The organism is Paracoccus sp. L-17, from assembly GCF_056857655.1.
The window spans coordinates 1-17,370 of record NZ_JBSXNM010000043.1; the positions used below are offsets into that span (position 1 = coordinate 1).

Annotated in this window: 18 protein-coding genes; 6 read left to right on the plus strand and 12 right to left on the minus strand. The window is 65.7% G+C overall.

The window, feature by feature from the left end; genetic code table 11:
- Nucleotides 1-371: 371 nt before the first annotated feature.
- The 3 genes from rpsI to AC13CR_RS13415 form a co-directional block, all read right to left on the minus strand.
- Nucleotides 372-863: a 30S ribosomal protein S9 gene (rpsI, locus tag AC13CR_RS13405; protein ID WP_292978222.1), complete on the minus strand. Its 492-nt coding sequence runs from the start codon at nucleotides 861-863 to the stop codon at nucleotides 372-374.
- Between the two features lie 2 nt (nucleotides 864-865).
- Entirely contained in the window at nucleotides 866-1,330 is a 465-nt protein-coding gene (gene rplM / locus AC13CR_RS13410; RefSeq protein ID WP_292953964.1) for a 50S ribosomal protein L13, read from the minus strand.
- Between the two features lie 203 nt (nucleotides 1,331-1,533).
- Nucleotides 1,534-1,956: a PaaI family thioesterase gene (locus AC13CR_RS13415; protein WP_292953966.1), complete on the minus strand. Its 423-nt coding sequence runs from the start codon at nucleotides 1,954-1,956 to the stop codon at nucleotides 1,534-1,536.
- Between the two features lie 56 nt (nucleotides 1,957-2,012).
- Here AC13CR_RS13415 and AC13CR_RS13420 point away from each other — a divergent pair, with 56 nt between their 5' ends.
- On the plus strand, nucleotides 2,013-2,798 hold the full coding sequence (locus AC13CR_RS13420) for an enoyl-CoA hydratase (protein WP_292953968.1): 786 nt from the start codon (nucleotides 2,013-2,015) through the stop codon (nucleotides 2,796-2,798).
- Nucleotides 2,799-2,998: 200 nt separating this feature from the next.
- On the opposite strand, the gene murD is transcribed toward AC13CR_RS13420, so the two are convergent.
- The 9 genes from murD to AC13CR_RS13465 form a co-directional block, all read right to left on the minus strand.
- Nucleotides 2,999-4,402 (minus strand): UDP-N-acetylmuramoyl-L-alanine--D-glutamate ligase, encoded by a 1,404-nt coding sequence (gene murD / locus AC13CR_RS13425; RefSeq protein WP_292978220.1) that lies wholly within the window; start codon nucleotides 4,400-4,402, stop codon nucleotides 2,999-3,001.
- 73 nt (nucleotides 4,403-4,475) lie between these two features.
- Nucleotides 4,476-5,558 (minus strand): phospho-N-acetylmuramoyl-pentapeptide-transferase, encoded by a 1,083-nt coding sequence (mraY, locus tag AC13CR_RS13430; protein WP_292953972.1) that lies wholly within the window; start codon nucleotides 5,556-5,558, stop codon nucleotides 4,476-4,478.
- 4 nt (nucleotides 5,559-5,562) lie between these two features.
- Nucleotides 5,563-6,924 (minus strand): UDP-N-acetylmuramoyl-tripeptide--D-alanyl-D-alanine ligase, encoded by a 1,362-nt coding sequence (locus AC13CR_RS13435; RefSeq protein ID WP_292953974.1) that lies wholly within the window; start codon nucleotides 6,922-6,924, stop codon nucleotides 5,563-5,565.
- Nucleotides 6,921-8,420, minus strand: coding sequence for a UDP-N-acetylmuramoyl-L-alanyl-D-glutamate--2,6-diaminopimelate ligase (locus tag AC13CR_RS13440; protein ID WP_292953976.1), 1,500 nt, complete (start codon nucleotides 8,418-8,420; stop codon nucleotides 6,921-6,923). The genes AC13CR_RS13435 and AC13CR_RS13440 overlap by 4 nt, the downstream gene beginning before the upstream one ends.
- Nucleotides 8,417-10,249: a peptidoglycan D,D-transpeptidase FtsI family protein gene (locus AC13CR_RS13445; RefSeq protein WP_292953978.1), complete on the minus strand. Its 1,833-nt coding sequence runs from the start codon at nucleotides 10,247-10,249 to the stop codon at nucleotides 8,417-8,419. Before AC13CR_RS13445 ends, AC13CR_RS13440 begins: the two co-directional genes overlap by 4 nt.
- On the minus strand, nucleotides 10,246-10,590 hold the full coding sequence (gene ftsL / locus AC13CR_RS13450) for a cell division protein FtsL (RefSeq protein WP_292953980.1): 345 nt from the start codon (nucleotides 10,588-10,590) through the stop codon (nucleotides 10,246-10,248). The genes AC13CR_RS13445 and ftsL overlap by 4 nt, the downstream gene beginning before the upstream one ends.
- Nucleotides 10,590-11,558 (minus strand): 16S rRNA (cytosine(1402)-N(4))-methyltransferase RsmH, encoded by a 969-nt coding sequence (gene rsmH / locus AC13CR_RS13455; protein WP_292953982.1) that lies wholly within the window; start codon nucleotides 11,556-11,558, stop codon nucleotides 10,590-10,592. The genes ftsL and rsmH overlap by 1 nt, the downstream gene beginning before the upstream one ends.
- 3 nt (nucleotides 11,559-11,561) lie before the next feature.
- Nucleotides 11,562-12,077, minus strand: a complete 516-nt coding sequence (locus AC13CR_RS13460; RefSeq protein WP_292953983.1) for a division/cell wall cluster transcriptional repressor MraZ — start codon at nucleotides 12,075-12,077, stop codon at nucleotides 11,562-11,564.
- Nucleotides 12,078-12,701: 624 nt separating this feature from the next.
- A complete protein-coding gene (locus AC13CR_RS13465; protein ID WP_292978219.1) occupies nucleotides 12,702-13,799 on the minus strand; it encodes an Mrp/NBP35 family ATP-binding protein in 1,098 nt (365 codons plus the stop codon).
- Nucleotides 13,800-14,140: 341 nt separating this feature from the next.
- On the opposite strand from AC13CR_RS13465, the gene AC13CR_RS13470 reads away from it, so the two are divergent.
- From AC13CR_RS13470 to pdhA, 5 genes are all read left to right on the plus strand, one after another.
- On the plus strand, nucleotides 14,141-14,365 hold the full coding sequence (locus AC13CR_RS13470) for a DUF1127 domain-containing protein (RefSeq protein WP_292953993.1): 225 nt from the start codon (nucleotides 14,141-14,143) through the stop codon (nucleotides 14,363-14,365).
- A 394-nt stretch (nucleotides 14,366-14,759) separates the two neighbouring features.
- Nucleotides 14,760-15,032 (plus strand): hypervirulence associated TUDOR domain-containing protein, encoded by a 273-nt coding sequence (locus AC13CR_RS13475; RefSeq protein WP_335661860.1) that lies wholly within the window; start codon nucleotides 14,760-14,762, stop codon nucleotides 15,030-15,032.
- A gap of 39 nt (nucleotides 15,033-15,071) precedes the next feature.
- Nucleotides 15,072-15,851, plus strand: a complete 780-nt coding sequence (locus AC13CR_RS13480) for a 23S rRNA (adenine(2030)-N(6))-methyltransferase RlmJ (protein ID WP_292953996.1) — start codon at nucleotides 15,072-15,074, stop codon at nucleotides 15,849-15,851.
- Between the two features lie 82 nt (nucleotides 15,852-15,933).
- Nucleotides 15,934-16,227 carry an FtsB family cell division protein gene (locus tag AC13CR_RS13485; protein ID WP_292953999.1) on the plus strand — a complete coding sequence of 98 codons (294 nt, stop codon included), beginning with the start codon at nucleotides 15,934-15,936 and terminating at the stop codon, nucleotides 16,225-16,227.
- 98 nt (nucleotides 16,228-16,325) lie between these two features.
- Nucleotides 16,326-17,360: a pyruvate dehydrogenase (acetyl-transferring) E1 component subunit alpha gene (gene pdhA, locus AC13CR_RS13490; RefSeq protein WP_292978474.1), complete on the plus strand. Its 1,035-nt coding sequence runs from the start codon at nucleotides 16,326-16,328 to the stop codon at nucleotides 17,358-17,360.
- The last annotated feature ends 10 nt before the right edge of the window (nucleotides 17,361-17,370 follow it).

Consider the following 17,370-nt stretch of genomic DNA (forward strand, 5'->3'; position numbering starts at 1 on the left):
AAACAACAATCACCGAAGACGCGCCACTCTCACGACGCCCCAACGGCCATCCATCCCGGATAATCTCCCGAAACCCCAAAGCCAAAACCCGAAGCCCCGAACCAATCAAACCCTCAGGCCCGATCGGTGAAGGCGTATCTAGGCCCTGCCGACCAGAACCGCAACAGAAAAATGACGGCCCGGCCAAAATTTCTTGCAACTGCCTGATCTTTCGGCGGCCTCTGTCGCGGCAGGCGCAGCGGCCGCCCGCCCGTGCCGGTCGGCCCACGCGCGAGACGGCGGCCCGGCGGCGTCCGGACCGCGGGCGCAAACGCAAAAGGCGCGGACCTGATGGCCCGCGCCCTGACATGCCGGATCGGGCGAAGACCCGATCAGCGCTTCGAGAACTGGAAGCTGCGGCGGGCTTTCGCACGACCGTATTTCTTGCGCTCGACCACCCGGCTGTCGCGGGTCAGGAAACCGGCCGCCTTCAGCGCCGCGCGCAGGCCGGGCTGGTGCAGTTGCAGCGCCTGGCTGATGCCGTGCTTGACCGCGCCGGCCTGGCCGGACAGGCCGCCGCCCTTCACCGTCGCCTGCACGTCATACTGACCGGCGACGCCGGCCACGTCGAAGGGCTGCTTCAGGATCATCTGCAGCACCGGACGGGCGAAGTAGTCGTTGATGTCCTTGCCGTTCACGGTGACCTTGCCCGAACCGGGCTTTACCCAGACGCGGGCGACCGCATCCTTGCGCTTGCCGGTCGCATAGGCGCGGCCCAGCGAATCGCGCTGCGGCTCGCGCGTGGGGGCGGGCTCGGCCACGGCCAGATCGCCGTCCGAGACGGCCGACTTCAGATCGTCGAGGGTCTTGATGTCTTCAGCCATGATCAGGCACTCCGGGTGTTCTTGGCGTTCAGGACCTTGACGTCCAGAACCTCGGGTTGCTGCGCCTCGTGCGGGTGCTCGGTCCCGGCATAGACGCGCAGATGGGTCATCTGCTGCTTGCCCAGCTTGTTGCGGCTGATCATGCGCTCGACGGCCTTGGTCACGACACGCTCGGGATGGGCGCCTTCCAGGATCTGGCGCGCGGTGCGGTGCTTGATGCCGCCCGGATGACCGGTATGCCAGTAATATTTCTTGTCGTCGCGCTTGTTGCCGGTCATCTGCACCTTGTCGGCATTGATGACGATCACGTTGTCGCCCATGTCCATGTGCGGGGTGAAGGTCGGCTTGTGCTTGCCACGCAGGCGGGTGGCGATGATCGAGGCGAGACGGCCCAGAACGACGCCCTCGGCGTCGATCAGGATCCACTTCTTCTCGATCTCCGCCGGTTTAGCGGTATAGGTCTTCATCTTGGATCGCCCCTTGCGGGTTGTGGAATTCGGATGCGGGCTTGTCCGCGATTCGCGCCAGGAAATCAAGATCCCCTCGCGACGTTTATCGACGCGATATCAATGGCTTGCGATATAGGTATCAAAATACCTCAACAAGGCCGCCTGAAAACCGGGCCGAAAATGACAAGACCGCCTCATCGGGCGCCCCTCGCGGTTCGGCCTCAGCGCCGTGGCGGGATCGAATAGGTCATCGAACAGCGCGCGACCGGCGCGCTGTCGCCGTCCGAAAAGATCAGCGCCTCGGCCACGGCCAGAACGCGGCCCAGTTTCAGCACCCGCGCCTCGGCCAGCAGGTCGCGATCGCAAAGCGGCTTGCGCATGAAATCGACCGAGGCATTGGTCGTGACCGCCAGCGCCACCGGCCCGATCCGCGACAGGATCGCGCAATAGATGGCCAGATCGGCCAGCGCAAAGATCGAGGGACCGCTGATCGTGCCTCCGGGGCGCAGGTGGCTGTCATCCACGCGCAGCCGCGTGACCAGAATCGCCGTCTCGACCCGTTCGACACGGAACGTGCCTGCCACCTGCGGAAAGTCCCGCGCCAGAAACGCGTTCAGCGCCGCCGCATCCATCGCCAGATCCATGCTTTCCCCCTGCCCCGTCCGGGCCTAGGCTTTCGCCAAAAGCAGGAGAGATCAAGATGCCCGACCTCGTGAAACGGCAGGACAGCGGCCATGTCGCGCGGCTGACCCTGAACGACCCGGCCAATGTCAACGCCCTCTCGCTCGAGATGATCGAGACGCTGATCGCGGCCTTCCGCGACATCCAGGCCGATGGGCGGATCCGCGCGGTGATCGTCGCGGCCGAGGGCAAGGCGTTCTCGGCCGGTCACGATCTGCGCCAGATGCAGCAGGCACGGGCCGATGATGATGCCGGCCGCGCCGCCTATGAACGGCTTTTCGCGCGTTGCGCCGCCCTGATGCAGATGATCCCGGCCCTACCCCAGCCGGTCATTGCCCAGGTCCAGGGCGTCGCCACCGCCGCCGGCTGCCAGCTTGTCGCCTCCTGCGATCTCGCAATCGCGGCGCAGGGGGCGCGTTTCGGCGTCAATGGCGTGAATATCGGCCTGTTCTGTTCCACGCCGATGGTGGCGCTTTGCCGTGCGGTGCCGCCCAGGGCCGCCTTCGAGATGCTGACCACGGGTGCGTTCATCACCGCCGAGCGCGCGCGGGATCTGGGCCTGGTGAACCGGGTGGTTCCGCCCGAGGCGCTGGCCGAGACCGCCGATGACATGGCCCGGACCATCGCCGCGAAACTGCCCGCCGCCGTGCGGATGGGCAAACGTGCCTTCCACGAACAGCTTCGCCTCGGGCTGGACGCGGCCTATGACAGCGCCGGCGCCACGATGTGCGCGAACATGATGCTGCCCGAAACCGACGAGGGCATCACGGCTTTCCTGGAAAAGCGGCCGCCGGACTGGGCCTGATCCGCGCCGAAACAGGCCCCCGAACGCGCGGCCCTGGCAGGCTGTGCACGCCCTGTGCACAGCCTGTGTCGCCCCGGTGCACGGGCTGTGCGGCCAAAAACCCTGCAATTGCAGGGTCTTTCCGCCCGGGCCGCAAGACGGCTGTTGCGCGCACCGCATCTGCAACGCCCGCCGCCATCGCGCGGATCGTCGGGGCTGTGTCAGCGCGCCGTCAGTGCCTGGACCAGCGCGGTGAAATGCTCGCCGCGTTTCTCGAAATTCGGATATTGGTCAAAGCTGGCCGCCGCGGGCGCCAGCAGCACCGTTTCGCCGGGCTGAGCCTCGGCCGCCGCACGGGCCACCGCCTGCTCCATCGTCTCGGCGATCTCGCACGGGGTCTGGCCGATCTCCAGCGCGAAGTCGCGGGCCGAATGACCGATCAGATAGGCTTTCGCGACCCGGTCCAGATGCGGCACCAACCCCGCGATTCCGCCGTCCTTGCCCAGCCCGCCCGCGATCCAGCGGATTTTATCGAAGGCTTGCAAGGCTTTGGCGGCGGCATCGACATTGGTGGCCTTGGAATCGTTGACGAAACGCACCCCGCCGATTTCCGCGACCAGCTGGCTGCGATGCGGCAGGCCGGCGAAGCTGTTCAGGGCCGCCTCGATATCGCGCGGCGCCAGCCCCACCGCGCGGCAGGCGGCATAGGCCGCGCAGGCATTCTGATGATTATGCGCGCCAGGCAGCCCTTTGATCGCCCGCAGGTCGATCGAGCCTGCCTGACGCCCCTTGCGGTATTCCGCCAGAAAGCCCTTGCGCGCGAAGACAGACCAGGCGGCGCGGTCCAGCTTCTGCCCGGCCGAGATCCGGATCACCCGGTCATCGGCCGGGCCCACCTGCATCTGATCGGCCAGATAAAGTCCCTCGATCTCGTCCACGCCGATCACCGCACGATCCGGCCCGCCTTCCGCAAACAGCCGCCGCTTGGCCGCGAAATAGCCGCCCGGACCGCCGTGACGGTCCAGATGATCGGGCGACAGGTTGGTGAAAACCGCAATATCCGGGGTCAGCGCGCGGGCCAGGTCGGTCTGATAGCTGGACAATTCCAGCACCACCACCTCGCCATCCGTCGCCGGCGCCAGAGACAGGACGCCGGTGCCGATATTGCCGCCCATCTGGGTCGGCCGGCCGCATTCTTGCAAGATATGGTGAATCAGCGCGGTGGTGGTGGACTTGCCGTTCGATCCGGTCACCGCGATCACGCGCGGCGCCCGGTCGAACCCGTCCCAGTCGGCGGTGGCAAAGCTGCGAAAGAACAGCCCGATATCGTTGTCGACCGGCACCCCAAGGGCATAGGCCCGCGCGATTGCCGGATGCGGTTTGGGATACAGATGCGGAATCCCGGGCGAGGTGATCAGGGCGGTGACGCCGGACCATGCGTCATCGCGTGCCAGATCGATGATGCGCAGCCCCTCGGCCTCGGCCGCCGCGCGGGTATCGGCCCCGTCGTCCCAGGCGATGACCTGCGCGCCGCCAGCGACAAGCGCCGTCGCCGTGGCCCTGCCCGACCGGCCGAGGCCGAGGATCGCGATCGTCTGGTTTTCGACACCCTGTACCGGGATCATCCGTCACACCTGAAGTTCAAGCCGGGGGCTGTCTGCCCCCGGACCCCCGAGGATATTTGCACCAAGGCAAAGCCTAGCGCAATTTCAGCGTCGCCAGCCCGATCAGCGCAAGGACCAGCGCGATGATCCAGAAGCGGATCACGATCTGCGGTTCCTTCCAGCCCAGCTTTTCGAAATGGTGGTGAATCGGGGCCATCAGGAAGACGCGCTTGCCGGTGCGCTTGAAGTAGAGCACCTGGATGATGACGCTGAGCGCCTCGACCACGAAAAGGCCGCCGACGACGGCCAGCACGATCTCGTGCTTGGTCACCACCGCGATGGCGCCAAGCGCGCCGCCAAGGGCGAGACTGCCGGTATCGCCCATGAAGACCGCCGCCGGAGGCGCGTTATACCACAGAAAGCCCAGGCCTCCGCCGATCAGGGCGGCGACGAAGATCAGGATCTCGCCCGACCCCGGCACGTGGTAGACGCCCAGATATTCGGTAAAGTCGGCCCGGCCGACCGTATAGGCGATGACGCCCAGCGTGCCGGCGGCGATCATCACCGGCATGATTGCCAGTCCGTCCAGACCGTCGGTCAGGTTCACTGCATTGGCCGCGCCCACGATGACCAGCATGCCGAAGGGGATGAAAAACACGCCCAGATTGATCAGCGTGTCCTTGAAGACCGGCAGCGCCAATTGTCCGCTCAGACCTGCCGGATGCAGCCACATCGCCCAGGCCGAGGCGACGAAGGCAAGCGCCAGCCCGAGCGCGATCCGTACCCGTCCCGGCACGCCCTTGGTGTTCATCTTGCTGATCTTGGAATAATCGTCGGCGAAACCGATCACCGCGTAGCCCGCCGTCACCGTCAGCACGATCCAGACATAGCCGTTGTCCAGCCGCGCCCATAGCAGCGTGGACACGAACAGCGCCGACAGGATCAGCAGCCCGCCCATCGTCGGCGTCCCCGCCTTGATCAGATGGGTCTCGGGGCCATCGTCGCGAATCGGCTGGCCCTTCTTCTGGGTGCGGCGCAGGTAGTTGATCAGCGGCGGCCCGAAGATGAAACCGAAGATAAGCGCGGTAAAGAAAGCCGCGCCGGCGCGAAAGGTGATGTAGCGGAAAAGGTTGAAGAGGTCGCCGCCCTCGGACAGGCTGCTCAGCCAGTAGAGCATCGGGTCATCCCTTCATCTTGTTGCGCAGCGCCTCGACCACGGCCGAAATCCTGGAGGATTTCGACCCCTTGACCAGCACCACATCGCCCGGCGCGACCAGATCGTCCACCCGCGCGGCCAGTTCTGCGGCGCTTTCGGTCCAGATGCCCTGCCTGGCACCGGACAGTGCCTCGTGCAGATGCCGCATCCGGGGGCCGGCGCAATGGACCAGATCGATCGCCTGCATCGCCGGGTCGACGGCCACAGCGCGATGCAGCGCCACCTCGTCGTTGCCCAGTTCCAGCATGTCGCCCAGAATCGCGATCCGACGGCGGCCCGGAAGGCCGGCCAGCATCGCCAAGCCGGCCGCCAGCGAGGCCGGATTGGCATTGAAGGCATCGTCGATGAGTTCGAACCCGCACAGTTGTTCGACCGCGCCGCGGCCCTTCGGCGTCTGCCAGTCCGACAGATGCGCGGCGGCGTCATGCAGTTCGGCCCCGGCCGCCGCCAGGGCGGCCAGAACGCCGACCGCGTTCAGCGCGAAATGAGTTCCGGTCGTGTTCAGCGTGAAATCGACCGTCTCGCCCGAAATCCGGGCGCGGCACCGCAGGCGCCCGTTGACCGGTTCGGCCCCGACCAGCCGCGCCATCGCCTTGTGTCCGAAGCCCACGACGATCGCGCCCGCCGCATCCGCGCAGGCGCGCAGGATTGGCGTCACCTCCAGATCCTCGGGGATGATCGCGGTTCCCGCATTCTGCAATCCCTCGAAGATCGCGCCCTTCTCGCGGGCGATCCCCTCGATCGCGCCGAAGGCCTCCAGATGCGCCGCCGCGACGGTGGTGATCAGCGCCACATGCGGACGGGCCAGTCGCGACAGCGGCGCGATCTCGCCGGGATGGTTCATGCCGATCTCGAGGATGGCGAAATCCGTGGTGGGAGGCATCCGTGCCAGCGTCAGCGGCACCCCCCAGTGGTTGTTGTAGCTGGCCTCGGCCGCGTGGATGCGCCCCTGCCCGCTCAGGGCTGCCCGCGCCATCTCCTTGGTCGAGGTCTTGCCGACCGAGCCGGTGATCGCAACCACCTTGCCGACCATCCGCGCCCGGCCGGCCCGGCCCAGATCCCCGAGGCCGCGCAGAACGTCGGGCACGACCAGCAGCGGCGCCCCGGCGGCGACGCCTTCGGGAATACGGCTGACCATGGCGGCTGCCGCACCCTGTTGCAGCGCGCGCTGCACGAATTCATGGCCGTCGCGCGTATCCTTCAGCGCGATGAACAGATCCCCGGGCGCCATATTGCGCGTGTCGATGGACACGCCCGAAGCAGTCCAATTCCCCTGCGCTCGCCCTCCGGTGGCGGCGGCGGCGTCCTGCGCGTTCCAAAGGCTCATATGCGGCCATCCAGCGCGGCGACCGCGACCGAGGCCTGTTCGGCATCGTCGAACGGATAGACATCCTGCCCGACGATCTGGCCGGTCTCGTGTCCCTTGCCCGCGATCAGCAAGGCATCGCCCGGTTGCAAGGCATCGACGCCGCGCAGGATCGCCTCGGCCCGGTCGGCGACCTCGGTCGCCTCGGGGCCCGCACCCTGCAGGATGGCATGGCGGATGGCGGCGGGATCCTCGGTCCGCGGATTGTCATCCGTCACGATGACCACGTCGGCATGGTCTCGGGCAGCCTCACCCATCAGTGGGCGCTTGGCGCGGTCGCGGTCGCCGCCGGCGCCGATGACAACAACGATCCGGCCCATCACATGCGGGCGCAGCGATTGCAGGGCCGCGATCACCGCGCCGGGCTTGTGGGCGTAATCGACAAAGACCGCGGCACCGTTCTCGCGCTGCGCCACGAGTTGCATTCGACCGCGTACGGTGCGCAGATCGGGCAGAACGCGCATGATATCCCCGGCCGCATCGCCCGAGGCCATGGCCAGCGCCATCGCCGCCAACACGTTTTCCGCCTGAAAACCGCCGATCAGCGGCAGGCGCACCATCTGCGGCTGCCCCATGACCGAAAAGCGCAGATCCTGCCCGGTCGCGTTAAAACGCTGCCCCAGAATTCGCAGCATCGCGTCCTCGCCCGTGCCGATGCTGGTCAGGGCCAGGCCACGATCCGTTGCGATTTCGGCCATCTGGCGGCCGCGCTGGCTATCGACATTGACGACAGCAGCTTCGCCTTCTTCCAGAATATGATTGAACAGCAATGCCTTGGCGGCGAAATAGTCGTCAAAGCTGGCATGGTAATCCAGATGATCCTGGCTGAAATTGGTGAATGCGCCCGCCTCGATTCGCACACCGTCCAGACGCCGCTGGTCCAGTCCGTGGCTGGATGCCTCCATCGCCGCATGGCTCACGCCGGCCTGGGCGGCCTCGGACAGGATGCGGTGCAGGGTCAGCGGATCGGGCGTCGTGTGCTTCAACGCAGCCTCGAAATCGCCCTGAACGCCCATCGTGCCAAGGCTGATCGCACTGTGGCCCAGCGACTGCCAGATCTGGCGGGTGAAACTGGCGACCGAGGTCTTGCCGGATGTGCCGGTGACGGCCACCACATGACGCGGCTGCGTCTCGAACCACAGGGCCGCGGCTCCGGCAAGGGCCGCGCGCGGATCCTGGGCGATGATCAGCGCGCCATCCCAATCGGCCAGCGCCCCGGCCGCGATGTCCGCCCCGGCGCGGTCGGTCAGCACCGCCGCCGCCTCCATGCGCAGGGCGTAGCGAATGAATTCCGCCCCATGCATCGCCGATCCCGGCAGGGCGGCGAACAGATGGCCCGGCCTGACCGTCCGGCTATCCAGCGAAAGTCCGGTGATCGCGGGATCCAGCCCATCCCTGGCCCGCAGGCCCAGTTGCGCCAGCGTCTTTCTGCCCTGCCCCACGATCTCACCCGTCATTTGTTCGCGACGAGCTTTATCCCATCGTCCGCAGCCGATTCAACACGCGGCTGGTAGCGGGCGGCAAAGACCGGCAGCTTTTCTTCGGTCCTGGGTTCCAGGCCCAGCAGCGGTCCCAGACGCCGAACCAGTTCTGCCGCCACCGGCACCGCGGTCGTTCCCGCGGTGCGGCTTTCGCCGCCGTAATTGGTGGTGATCGAGGGCTCGTCAAGCGTCACGACCAACACGTATTGCGGATCGCTGGTTGGAAAGATCGAAGCGAAGCTCGAGACCACCTTGTTTTTATAATAGCCGCCCGATGGACGTGGCTTGTCGGCGGTGCCGGTCTTGCCGCCGATCTCGTATCCCTCGACCTCGGCCCGGGTGGCGGTGCCGCGCACGACCACCTGACGCAGCATGGCGACGGCCTGTTGCGCGGCGCGGGTGGACAGCAGCCGTTCGCCCTCGGGGCGCTTGCGACCGCGGATCAGGGTCGGCGTGACCTTGATTCCGTCATTGCCGATCGTTGCATAGGCCGAGGCCAGATGCAGCGGACTGACGGCAATGCCTTGGCCATAGGCGACGGTCGCCGCCGTCACTGGCGGCCAGCGCGACGGCACCAGCGGCAGACCGGTTGGCGCTTCGACCAGTTCTATCGGCGACGGCTCGAACAGGCCAAGCCGTTTCAGAAATTCCCGCTGCCGATCCGGTCCCAGAAGCTGTGCGATCCGGATCGTGCCCACGTTCGAGGACTTCACGATGACACTCGTCACGCTGAGTTGCGGGCCATAATCGTCGAAATCGTTGATCCGATATTTCCCGAACCTCATCGGGGTGGTCGTATTGATGATCGAATTCGGGTTCACCAGCTTCAGATCCAGCGCCTGCGCGACCGGAAAGATCTTGAAGGTCGAGCCCAGCTCGTATTGCCCCTGAACGGCGCGATTGAACAGCGGGCTGTCCGACGGATCACCCTTCAGCAGCGGCCGTGGCCTGTTATTCGGGTCGAAATCGGGCAGGCTGGCCATGGCGACGATCTCGCCGGTCTTGACCTCCATCAGGATCGCGGCGGCGCCCTTGGCGCTCATCAGTTTCATCCCCGAGGCCAGAACCTCCTCCAGCGCCGTCTGCACGGTCAGGTCGATGGACAATTCCAGTGGTGCGCCCTCGTTCGATGGATCGCGCAGCCAGCCGTCGAACGCCTTCTCGACGCCCGCCACGCCCAGCACCTCGGCGCTGCTGACGCCCTCCTTGCCAAATCGCGATCCTCCCAGGATATGGCTGGCAATGTTTCCGTTGGGATAGATCCGCATCTCGCGCGGGCCGAACAGCAGTCCCGGTTCGCCCAGATCATGGACCGCCTGCATCTGTTCGGGACTGATCTTGCGCTTGATCCACAGGAATTTGCGTTTGCCGGTGAAATCCTTGGTCAATCGCGCAAGATCCAGATCGGGAAAGACCTTCGTCAGCCCCTGGGCCGCGCGGATCGGGTCGATCATGTCCTGCGGACGGGCATAAAGCGAATAGGTCAGCAGATTGGTGGCCAGAACCCGCCCGCGCCGATCGACGATGTCCGCACGCTGCGACATGATCTGCGAGGACATGACCTCGGCCCGTGGCTCGCTGGGCTGGCTGTTGGCCAGCGCCGCCATGCGCGCGCCGACGGTGCCAAAGGCCAGCACGAAACAGCCGGCCAGAAGGACCAGCCGTCCCTCGGCCCGCCTGCGGGCCTTGTCCTGGATCGCCTCGTGACGGCGGCGACGGTTCTCGGCCTCGATCTCGTCCGGGTTCTCGCCCCGCTCGCGGGCGCGAAGGATCCGGGCCAAAGGGCGCAGGGGGGTTCGGATCATGGCTTTTGCTCCTCGGAGGCGGGATCGACGTTCGGTTCTTCGACAGGCGCGGCGGGCTTGGGATAGTCGACATGACCCAATTCCACGACCTGCCCCATTTCCTGAGGCACCAGCAGCAGGCGCTCGAAATTCAGATCGACCAGCTGACGCAGCCTTTCGGGGCGATTCTGATAGGCCCATTCGGCGCGCAGGACGCCCAGATCCTCGCGCAGCCCGGCAATCTCGCGCCGGATTTTCCCCATATCGTCGATCGCGGCCTGGGTGCGATAGTTTTCGCGGTAGGCCCAGAAGGCCAGGGCCATGACGGTCAGCACGCAGGCAAGATAGGTCAGCGACCGCATCAGGCACCGCCTTTCGCGGGAAGTCGCGGCATCGCAAGCGCCCCTGCCCCGATCTCGCCCGCGGGCGCCTCGGTGCGGATGGCAACGCGCAACAGCGCCGAACGTGCGCGCGGATTGACCGCCATCTCGTCGGGGTCGGGTCCGATGGCGCGGCGGAACGGCAGCCGGAAGGCCGGAGGCGCCGTGTCGCTGACCGGCGCGTGTCGGCTGCCGCCGCCGGCGCTGTTCGACCGCGCCTGCATGAATCGCTTGACGATCCGGTCCTCCAGCGAATGAAAACTGACCACGGCCAGGTATCCTTCCGGTTTCAAAGCGCGCTCGGCCGCCGACAGGCCCTCGACCAGTTGCCGGAATTCGTCGTTCACCCAGATCCGGATCGCCTGAAAGCTTCGGGTGGCCGGGTGGCTCTGGCCCGGCTTGGCGCGCGGCAGGCAGGATGCGACGATTTCGGCCAGCTGCCCGGTGCGGCCAAGCGGACGCGAGGCGACGATGGCGCGCGCGATCCGGCGCGAGGCGCGCTCCTCGCCATAGTGGAACAGCACATCGGCGATCACGGCCTCGTCCGATTCGTTCAGAAGATCGGCGGCCGAGGGTCCGTCGCCGCCCATGCGCATGTCCAGCGGCCCGTCGCGCAGGAAGGAAAAACCGCGTTCGGGCTGATCCAGCTGCATCGAACTGACCCCGAGGTCCAGGACGACACCGTCCAGCGGCTCAGCGGCCAGGCGGTCCAGATCCGAAAAGGTGCCCTGAACCAGGCGCAGCCGGTCGCCGTATTGCCCGGCCCAGCCCTCGGCGATGCGAAAGACGGAAGGGTCGCGATCCACGCCGATCACCTCCTGCGCCCCGGCATCCAGCAGACCGCGCGCATAGCCGCCCGCGCCGAAGGTGCCGTCCAGCCACCGTCCGCCGACCGGCGCGACCGCCCGGATAAGTGGCTTCAGCAGGACCGGAACATGCGGCTGTCCCATCGGCTAGTCCTCCTCGCCGGTTTCCGACAGGAAGACGCGGGGATCGAATCCGCGGCCCTTCGAGGCGGCGAAATCCTCCAGTTCCTCGACATCCTTCGGCGGCGAATCGGGCAGATAGACCTTCATGTAGTCGCCATGCGAGGCGAAGGTGGTCTCGACCCCGTTGTCGAAACCCAGTTTCTCGCGCAGCTTCTGGGGCAGGACGAGGCGACCCTCTCGGTCGATCTCCAAATCCACCGACTGGCCGTTCATCAATTGCTCCAGCCAGCGGCGCTTGTTGCTGCCGCGGGTCAGTCTGTCGATCTGCTGGTCGATTTCTTCGATGGCTTCGATGGTGTAGAGTTCAAGCCAGTTCCACCAGTCCGGACCATAGACCGCGACCAGTTGGGTGCGGCCGGTATTGCTGGTGGCAAAGGAGGGGTCTCCGGCGTCGAACACCTTGCGAAAGCGCGCCGGGATGGACATCCGCCCCTTCCCGTCGATCCTGACGCTGTCGGTGCCTCTGAACTTGCGCGCCACCCGTGTCCCGCCTCACTGTCCGTCCGTGCCGTCCGCCCGACAGAGAAAGGGCGGATCGGGCTGCTGCCACTGCCCGATCCGCCGCCCTCGTTCCCATCGACTGGGCCCCTTTTCGGGGTTTCCCGCCCTGTCGCGCGCCACCTGGGGGAGGTGCTGCTCGCACGCGCGGACGGTCTTGTTTGGAAAACGGGTGCCTGTATGAAACCTGCTTCGCCTCGAGGGGTCTTGACGCCCCTTCACTGCCCGTCTTCGTGATCCTGTTGTGACATGGGAATTCATGGGAAGCAATGGAATTCTTCACCCCATGATTGCAGAAAATTGTCGACGGGACACAGCTATTCCAGCCTTTTGGCAAAGCCACGCTCCGATTCGCACTCCTTCTGGTAAGAAGCGGCGAAACCGGCACCATATCTAGCGATCGATGAGGTGTGGCGGAAAATCCCACATCAGGGCAAAAACCGCATCAAGCGGTTGCGCAAGGGCAGGATTGGCAGGGCCGATTCACGGAAAAGACCGCGGGAATCACGCCGAATCACGAATGCGGGAGGGGGAGATTCGGAGCGGTCCCATCCAGTCCCAGCCCCTTTCGCGGGGCGATCCCGGACATTCCCAGGGGCCGCCCTTTCAGGCTGTTCCGGCCTGAACCAGCCGGTCGGCCAGCCGGGCATAGGCATCAGAGACCGCACCCTCGCCCAATGCGATGGGCCGGCCCGAATCGCTCGCCAGACGAACCTCCAGTTCCAGCGGAATCTCTCCCAGAAAGGGCAGGCCCAGCATCTCGGCCTCGCGGGCCACGCCGCCATGGCCGAAAAGATGCGCCTCGTGGCCGCAATTGGGACAGATATAGGTGGACATGTTCTCGATCAGGCCCAGGATCGGCGCCTTGAGCTTGTTGAACATGTCGATGGCGCGACGCGCATCCAGCAAGGCCACGTCCTGCGGCGTCGAGACGATGATCGCCCCGCTGACCGAGGCTTTCTGACACAGGCTCAACTGCACGTCGCCTGTGCCGGGCGGCAGGTCGATCAGCAGCACGTCCAGTTCGCCCCAGTTCACCTGTTGCAACATCTGCTGCATCGCGCCCATCAGCATCGGGCCGCGCCAGACGACCGCCTCGCCCTCGCGCAGCATCAGGCCGATGGACATCACCGTGACCCCATGCGCGCGCAAGGGCTCGATCCGTTGCCCATCGGGGCTGGCGGGCCGGCCTGACACGCCCATCATGCGCGGCTGCGAGGGCCCATAGATGTCGGCATCCAGCAACCCGACCTTGCGGCCCGCGCGCGCCAGGGCCACGGCCAGATTGGCCGAGACCGTCGATTTGCCGACACCGCCCTTGCCCGATCCGATGGCGACGATGTGCTTGACGCCCGCGATCGGCTGCGGCCCCGCCTGTGCGGTGGGGTGGCGTCCGACCTGCAAGGATGGCGGCGCGTCCTGTCCGCCGCCGGAACTGCGTGCCGGCTGCCCTTTCGACGCCGCGGCGGTCATCACGATCTGCGCCTTCGCGACGCCATCCAACGCCTCCAGCCGCCGGCGCGCCTCGGCCTCGACCGGGGCCAGCGCCCGTGCGGCCTCGGCATCCGCCACCTCGAGGACGAATCTCACGGTATCGCGCTCGACAGCAAAGGCGCGGATCAGGTCCGCCTGGCCCAGCGTGCGGCCGTCTGGAAGGGCTATGTCAGCGATTGCCGCTAGGGCAACTTCGCGATCTGTCGGCATGGCGAAAGGCTCTTGCTCTGGGTTTTCCGGGACCATGAAGCATCGCCGACACCGGGGCAAGCACCCCCGCGACAATCTGTCCGCAGAACCTGCAACCCACCAAGGAATGGACCTTTTTGCCGATGCAGCGTTATCGCAAACGTCAACTTGAGATCGAATTTTCTGCTTCTTCATGACGTTAATAATCATGAATAAATTGGCCGAGCCTTGCGGTCGCTGCATGGCAGCATTTGAAAACCGTCCATTGTGCATCCGCAGCATAGGGGCCATCTTTGGGTCATCGAAAGCACCGGACCATCCGGGTCGGGTGCAAGCCGCGAGAGATGTGAAAGGAAAATATCATGGCTGTTATCGCTCAGGCTCAGAACGTTGCCGAAACCGGCCTGCGGACCCGCCTGCTGAATGCGGTTCAGCGGATGCAGGAAAACCGCGCCCGTCGCGCCGTCTATCGGCAGACCGTTCGCGAACTGAACGCCCTGACGGCGCGTGACCTCGACGACCTCGGGATCAACCGGTCGATGATCACCCGCCTGGCCCACGAAGCGGCCTGGGGCGAAGCGAAGTAAGGAATTCGAACTCCCGGCCCTCTCCTCCTCCCTGGGTCGGGATCAGCGGCGACCTCCTCTCCTCCTCCCCGGAGGTCGCCGCCAAAGAACATAGCCACGTCGATCGTGGCGACCGCACACGGCAGCCCATTCCTCCTCCCACGGCTGCCGTCCGCGGCGAAGGCCCGCTCCTCCCTGGCCCGCGCCGCACCCCATAGCCGCCTTGTTCTGCGGCAAACCGATGCGACGGGCTCACTCCTCCTCCCTCCCGAGCCCGCATCGCAAGCGGTGTCGGCCTCTCCTCCTCCCTGGCCTGCACCGCACCCCATACGCGGCCCTCCCTCCTCCCTGGGTCAGCGTTGAGCGGCGGCGCCCCTTCCTCCTCCCTGGGCGCCGCCGCGTTTCTTTTCGGCCGATGGAACCGCCACCCGCCCTGCGCATTGCGCCTGGAATCGCGATGGAGGCGACGATGCAGAAATTCCGTGAGGGCACGAAGGTCCGCTGGAACTGGGGACAGGGTCACGGCACCGGCAAGGTGACGGAAAGCTTTACCGAGGATGTCGAGCGTCGGATCAAGGGTCAGGCCATCAGGCGCAAGGCCAGCAAGGATGAACCCGCCTACCTGATCGAACAGGACGACGGCGATCGCGTGCTGAAAAGCCATTCGGAATTGTCCAGGGCCGACTGATCCTCTTTCGCGGCGCGCGCGGGCGCGCTATGGCGGGTCATGCTCAGCTATCAGCACGCCTATCACGCCGGAAACCTGGCCGATCTGCACAAGCACGCGCTGATTGCCGCGGCGCTGGATTACCTGACGCGCAAGGACAAGCCCCTGTCCTATCTGGAGACCCATTCCGGACGCGGCCTCTATCATCTGGACAGCGACGAGGCCCGTAAGACGGGCGAGGCCGAGGCCGGGATCCTGCGGGCCCGGCAACAAGGCTGGCTGCCGCCAACCCATCCGCTGATCGCCGCGATCGATGCCACGCGCCGCCTGCATGGCACACAGGCCTATCCCGGCTCTCCGCTGATCGCGGCGCATTTCCTGCGCCCCGGCGACAGCGCCCACCTGGCCGAACTGCACCCGGTGGAACATGCAGCGCTGTCGCGTGTCGCGGGCTTCGCCACGCTGCATCGTCAGGACGGCTTCCGGATGGCGCAGGCCGTGTGTCCGCCCGCGCCGCGGCGCGGGGTGCTGCTGGTCGATCCCAGCTACGAAGTGAAGGCGGATTACGACACCATCCCGCGCCAGATCGCGCAGATCGCACGCAAATGGAATGTCGGCATCATCGCGCTGTGGTATCCCATCCTGACCGATGACCGGCACCGCGCGATGCTGGACACGCTGATGCAGGCCGGCCCGCAGGCATTGCGGACGGAAATACGCTTTGCGCCCGCGCGCCCCGGACACGGCATGGTCGGGTCGGGGATGTGGGTGCTGAACCCGCCCTTCGGCCTTGACGCAGAGGCCCGCCGACTGGAGGCCACGTTCCGCGCGCGGCTGTGATGGCGGGAATTCCCCTTTCCATCCGGCTGTGGCATGATCACGCCGGAACAAGACCCAAACAGGCACAGGCACCGGGCAGGCCATGTCACAGAGACTTTCGATCAGCGCCACGATCTTCATCGTGCTGACCCTCTCGCTGGGCCTCTATTTCGCCTTTGCCGCCGTTCAGGGCCCCTCGGGGATCCTGCGCCGTATCCAGGTCGAGGCCGAGACCGCCGAATTGCGCGAACAGCGCGACGAATTGCGCGCCCAGGTGAACCGGATCCAGAATCTGACCCGCCGTCTTTCCGACGAATATCTGGACCTTGACCTGCTTGACGAACGCGCCCGCGAGATTCTGGGCTATGTCCGCGCGGACGAGGTCATCCTGCGCTGAACAGGCCCGTCTTTGGCGGATTGCACCCCTGATGGTGATGCGATACGGATAGTTTAACGCTGAACTATTCCGCCCCAGCCTCCAGGAGGAATCCCCGCATGGCCAGGAAACCCGCCGCCAGCAAGACGGAAGCGTCCAACACGTCAAAGGACGAACTGCTTAAATATTATCGCGACATGCTGCTGATCCGCCGATTCGAGGAAAAGGCCGGGCAGCTCTATGGCATGGGCCTGATCGGCGGCTTCTGCCATCTCTATATCGGACAGGAGGCCGTCGTCGTCGGTCTGGAAGCCGCCGCCAAGGAAGGCGACAAGCGCGTCACCTCGTATCGCGACCACGGTCACATGCTGGCCTGCGGCATGGATCCGAACGGGGTCATGGCCGAACTGACCGGCCGCGAAGGTGGCTATTCCAAAGGCAAGGGCGGCAGCATGCACATGTTCAGCCGCGAAAAGCATTTCTACGGTGGCCACGGCATCGTCGGGGCTCAGGTGCCGCTGGGCGCCGGCCTGGCCTTCGCCGACAAGTACCTGGGCAACGACAACGTCACCTTCGTCTATTACGGCGATGGCGCTGCCAACCAGGGCCAGGTCTACGAGACCTACAACATGGCCGAACTCTGGGATCTGCCGGTGGTCTTCGTGATCGAGAACAATCAATATGCCATGGGCACATCGGTCAAGCGATCGACAAAATCCACCAGCCTGTTCGGGCGCGGCGAGGCGTTCGGCATTCCCGGCGAACAGGTGGACGGCATGGATGTGCTGGCCGTCAAGGAGGCCGGCCAGAAGGCCGTCGCCCACTGCCGCGCCGGCAAGGGGCCCTATATCCTCGAAGTGATGACCTACCGTTATCGCGGCCATTCGATGTCGGATCCGGCCAAATACCGCACCCGCGAAGAGGTCCAGAAGATGCGCGACGAACGCGACGCGATCGAGAATGTGCGCGAACTGATGCTGCAGGGCAAACATGCCAGCGAGGACGAATTGAAGGCGGTGGACAAGGAAATCAAGGAGATCGTGAACGCCTCGGCCGAATTCGCCAAGGACAGCCCGGAGCCGGCGCTGGACGAATTGTGGACCGATATCTACGCCAGCGAACTGCCGCAGGGCAGCGCCGAAGAGAACGCCTGAGGGGGATCAA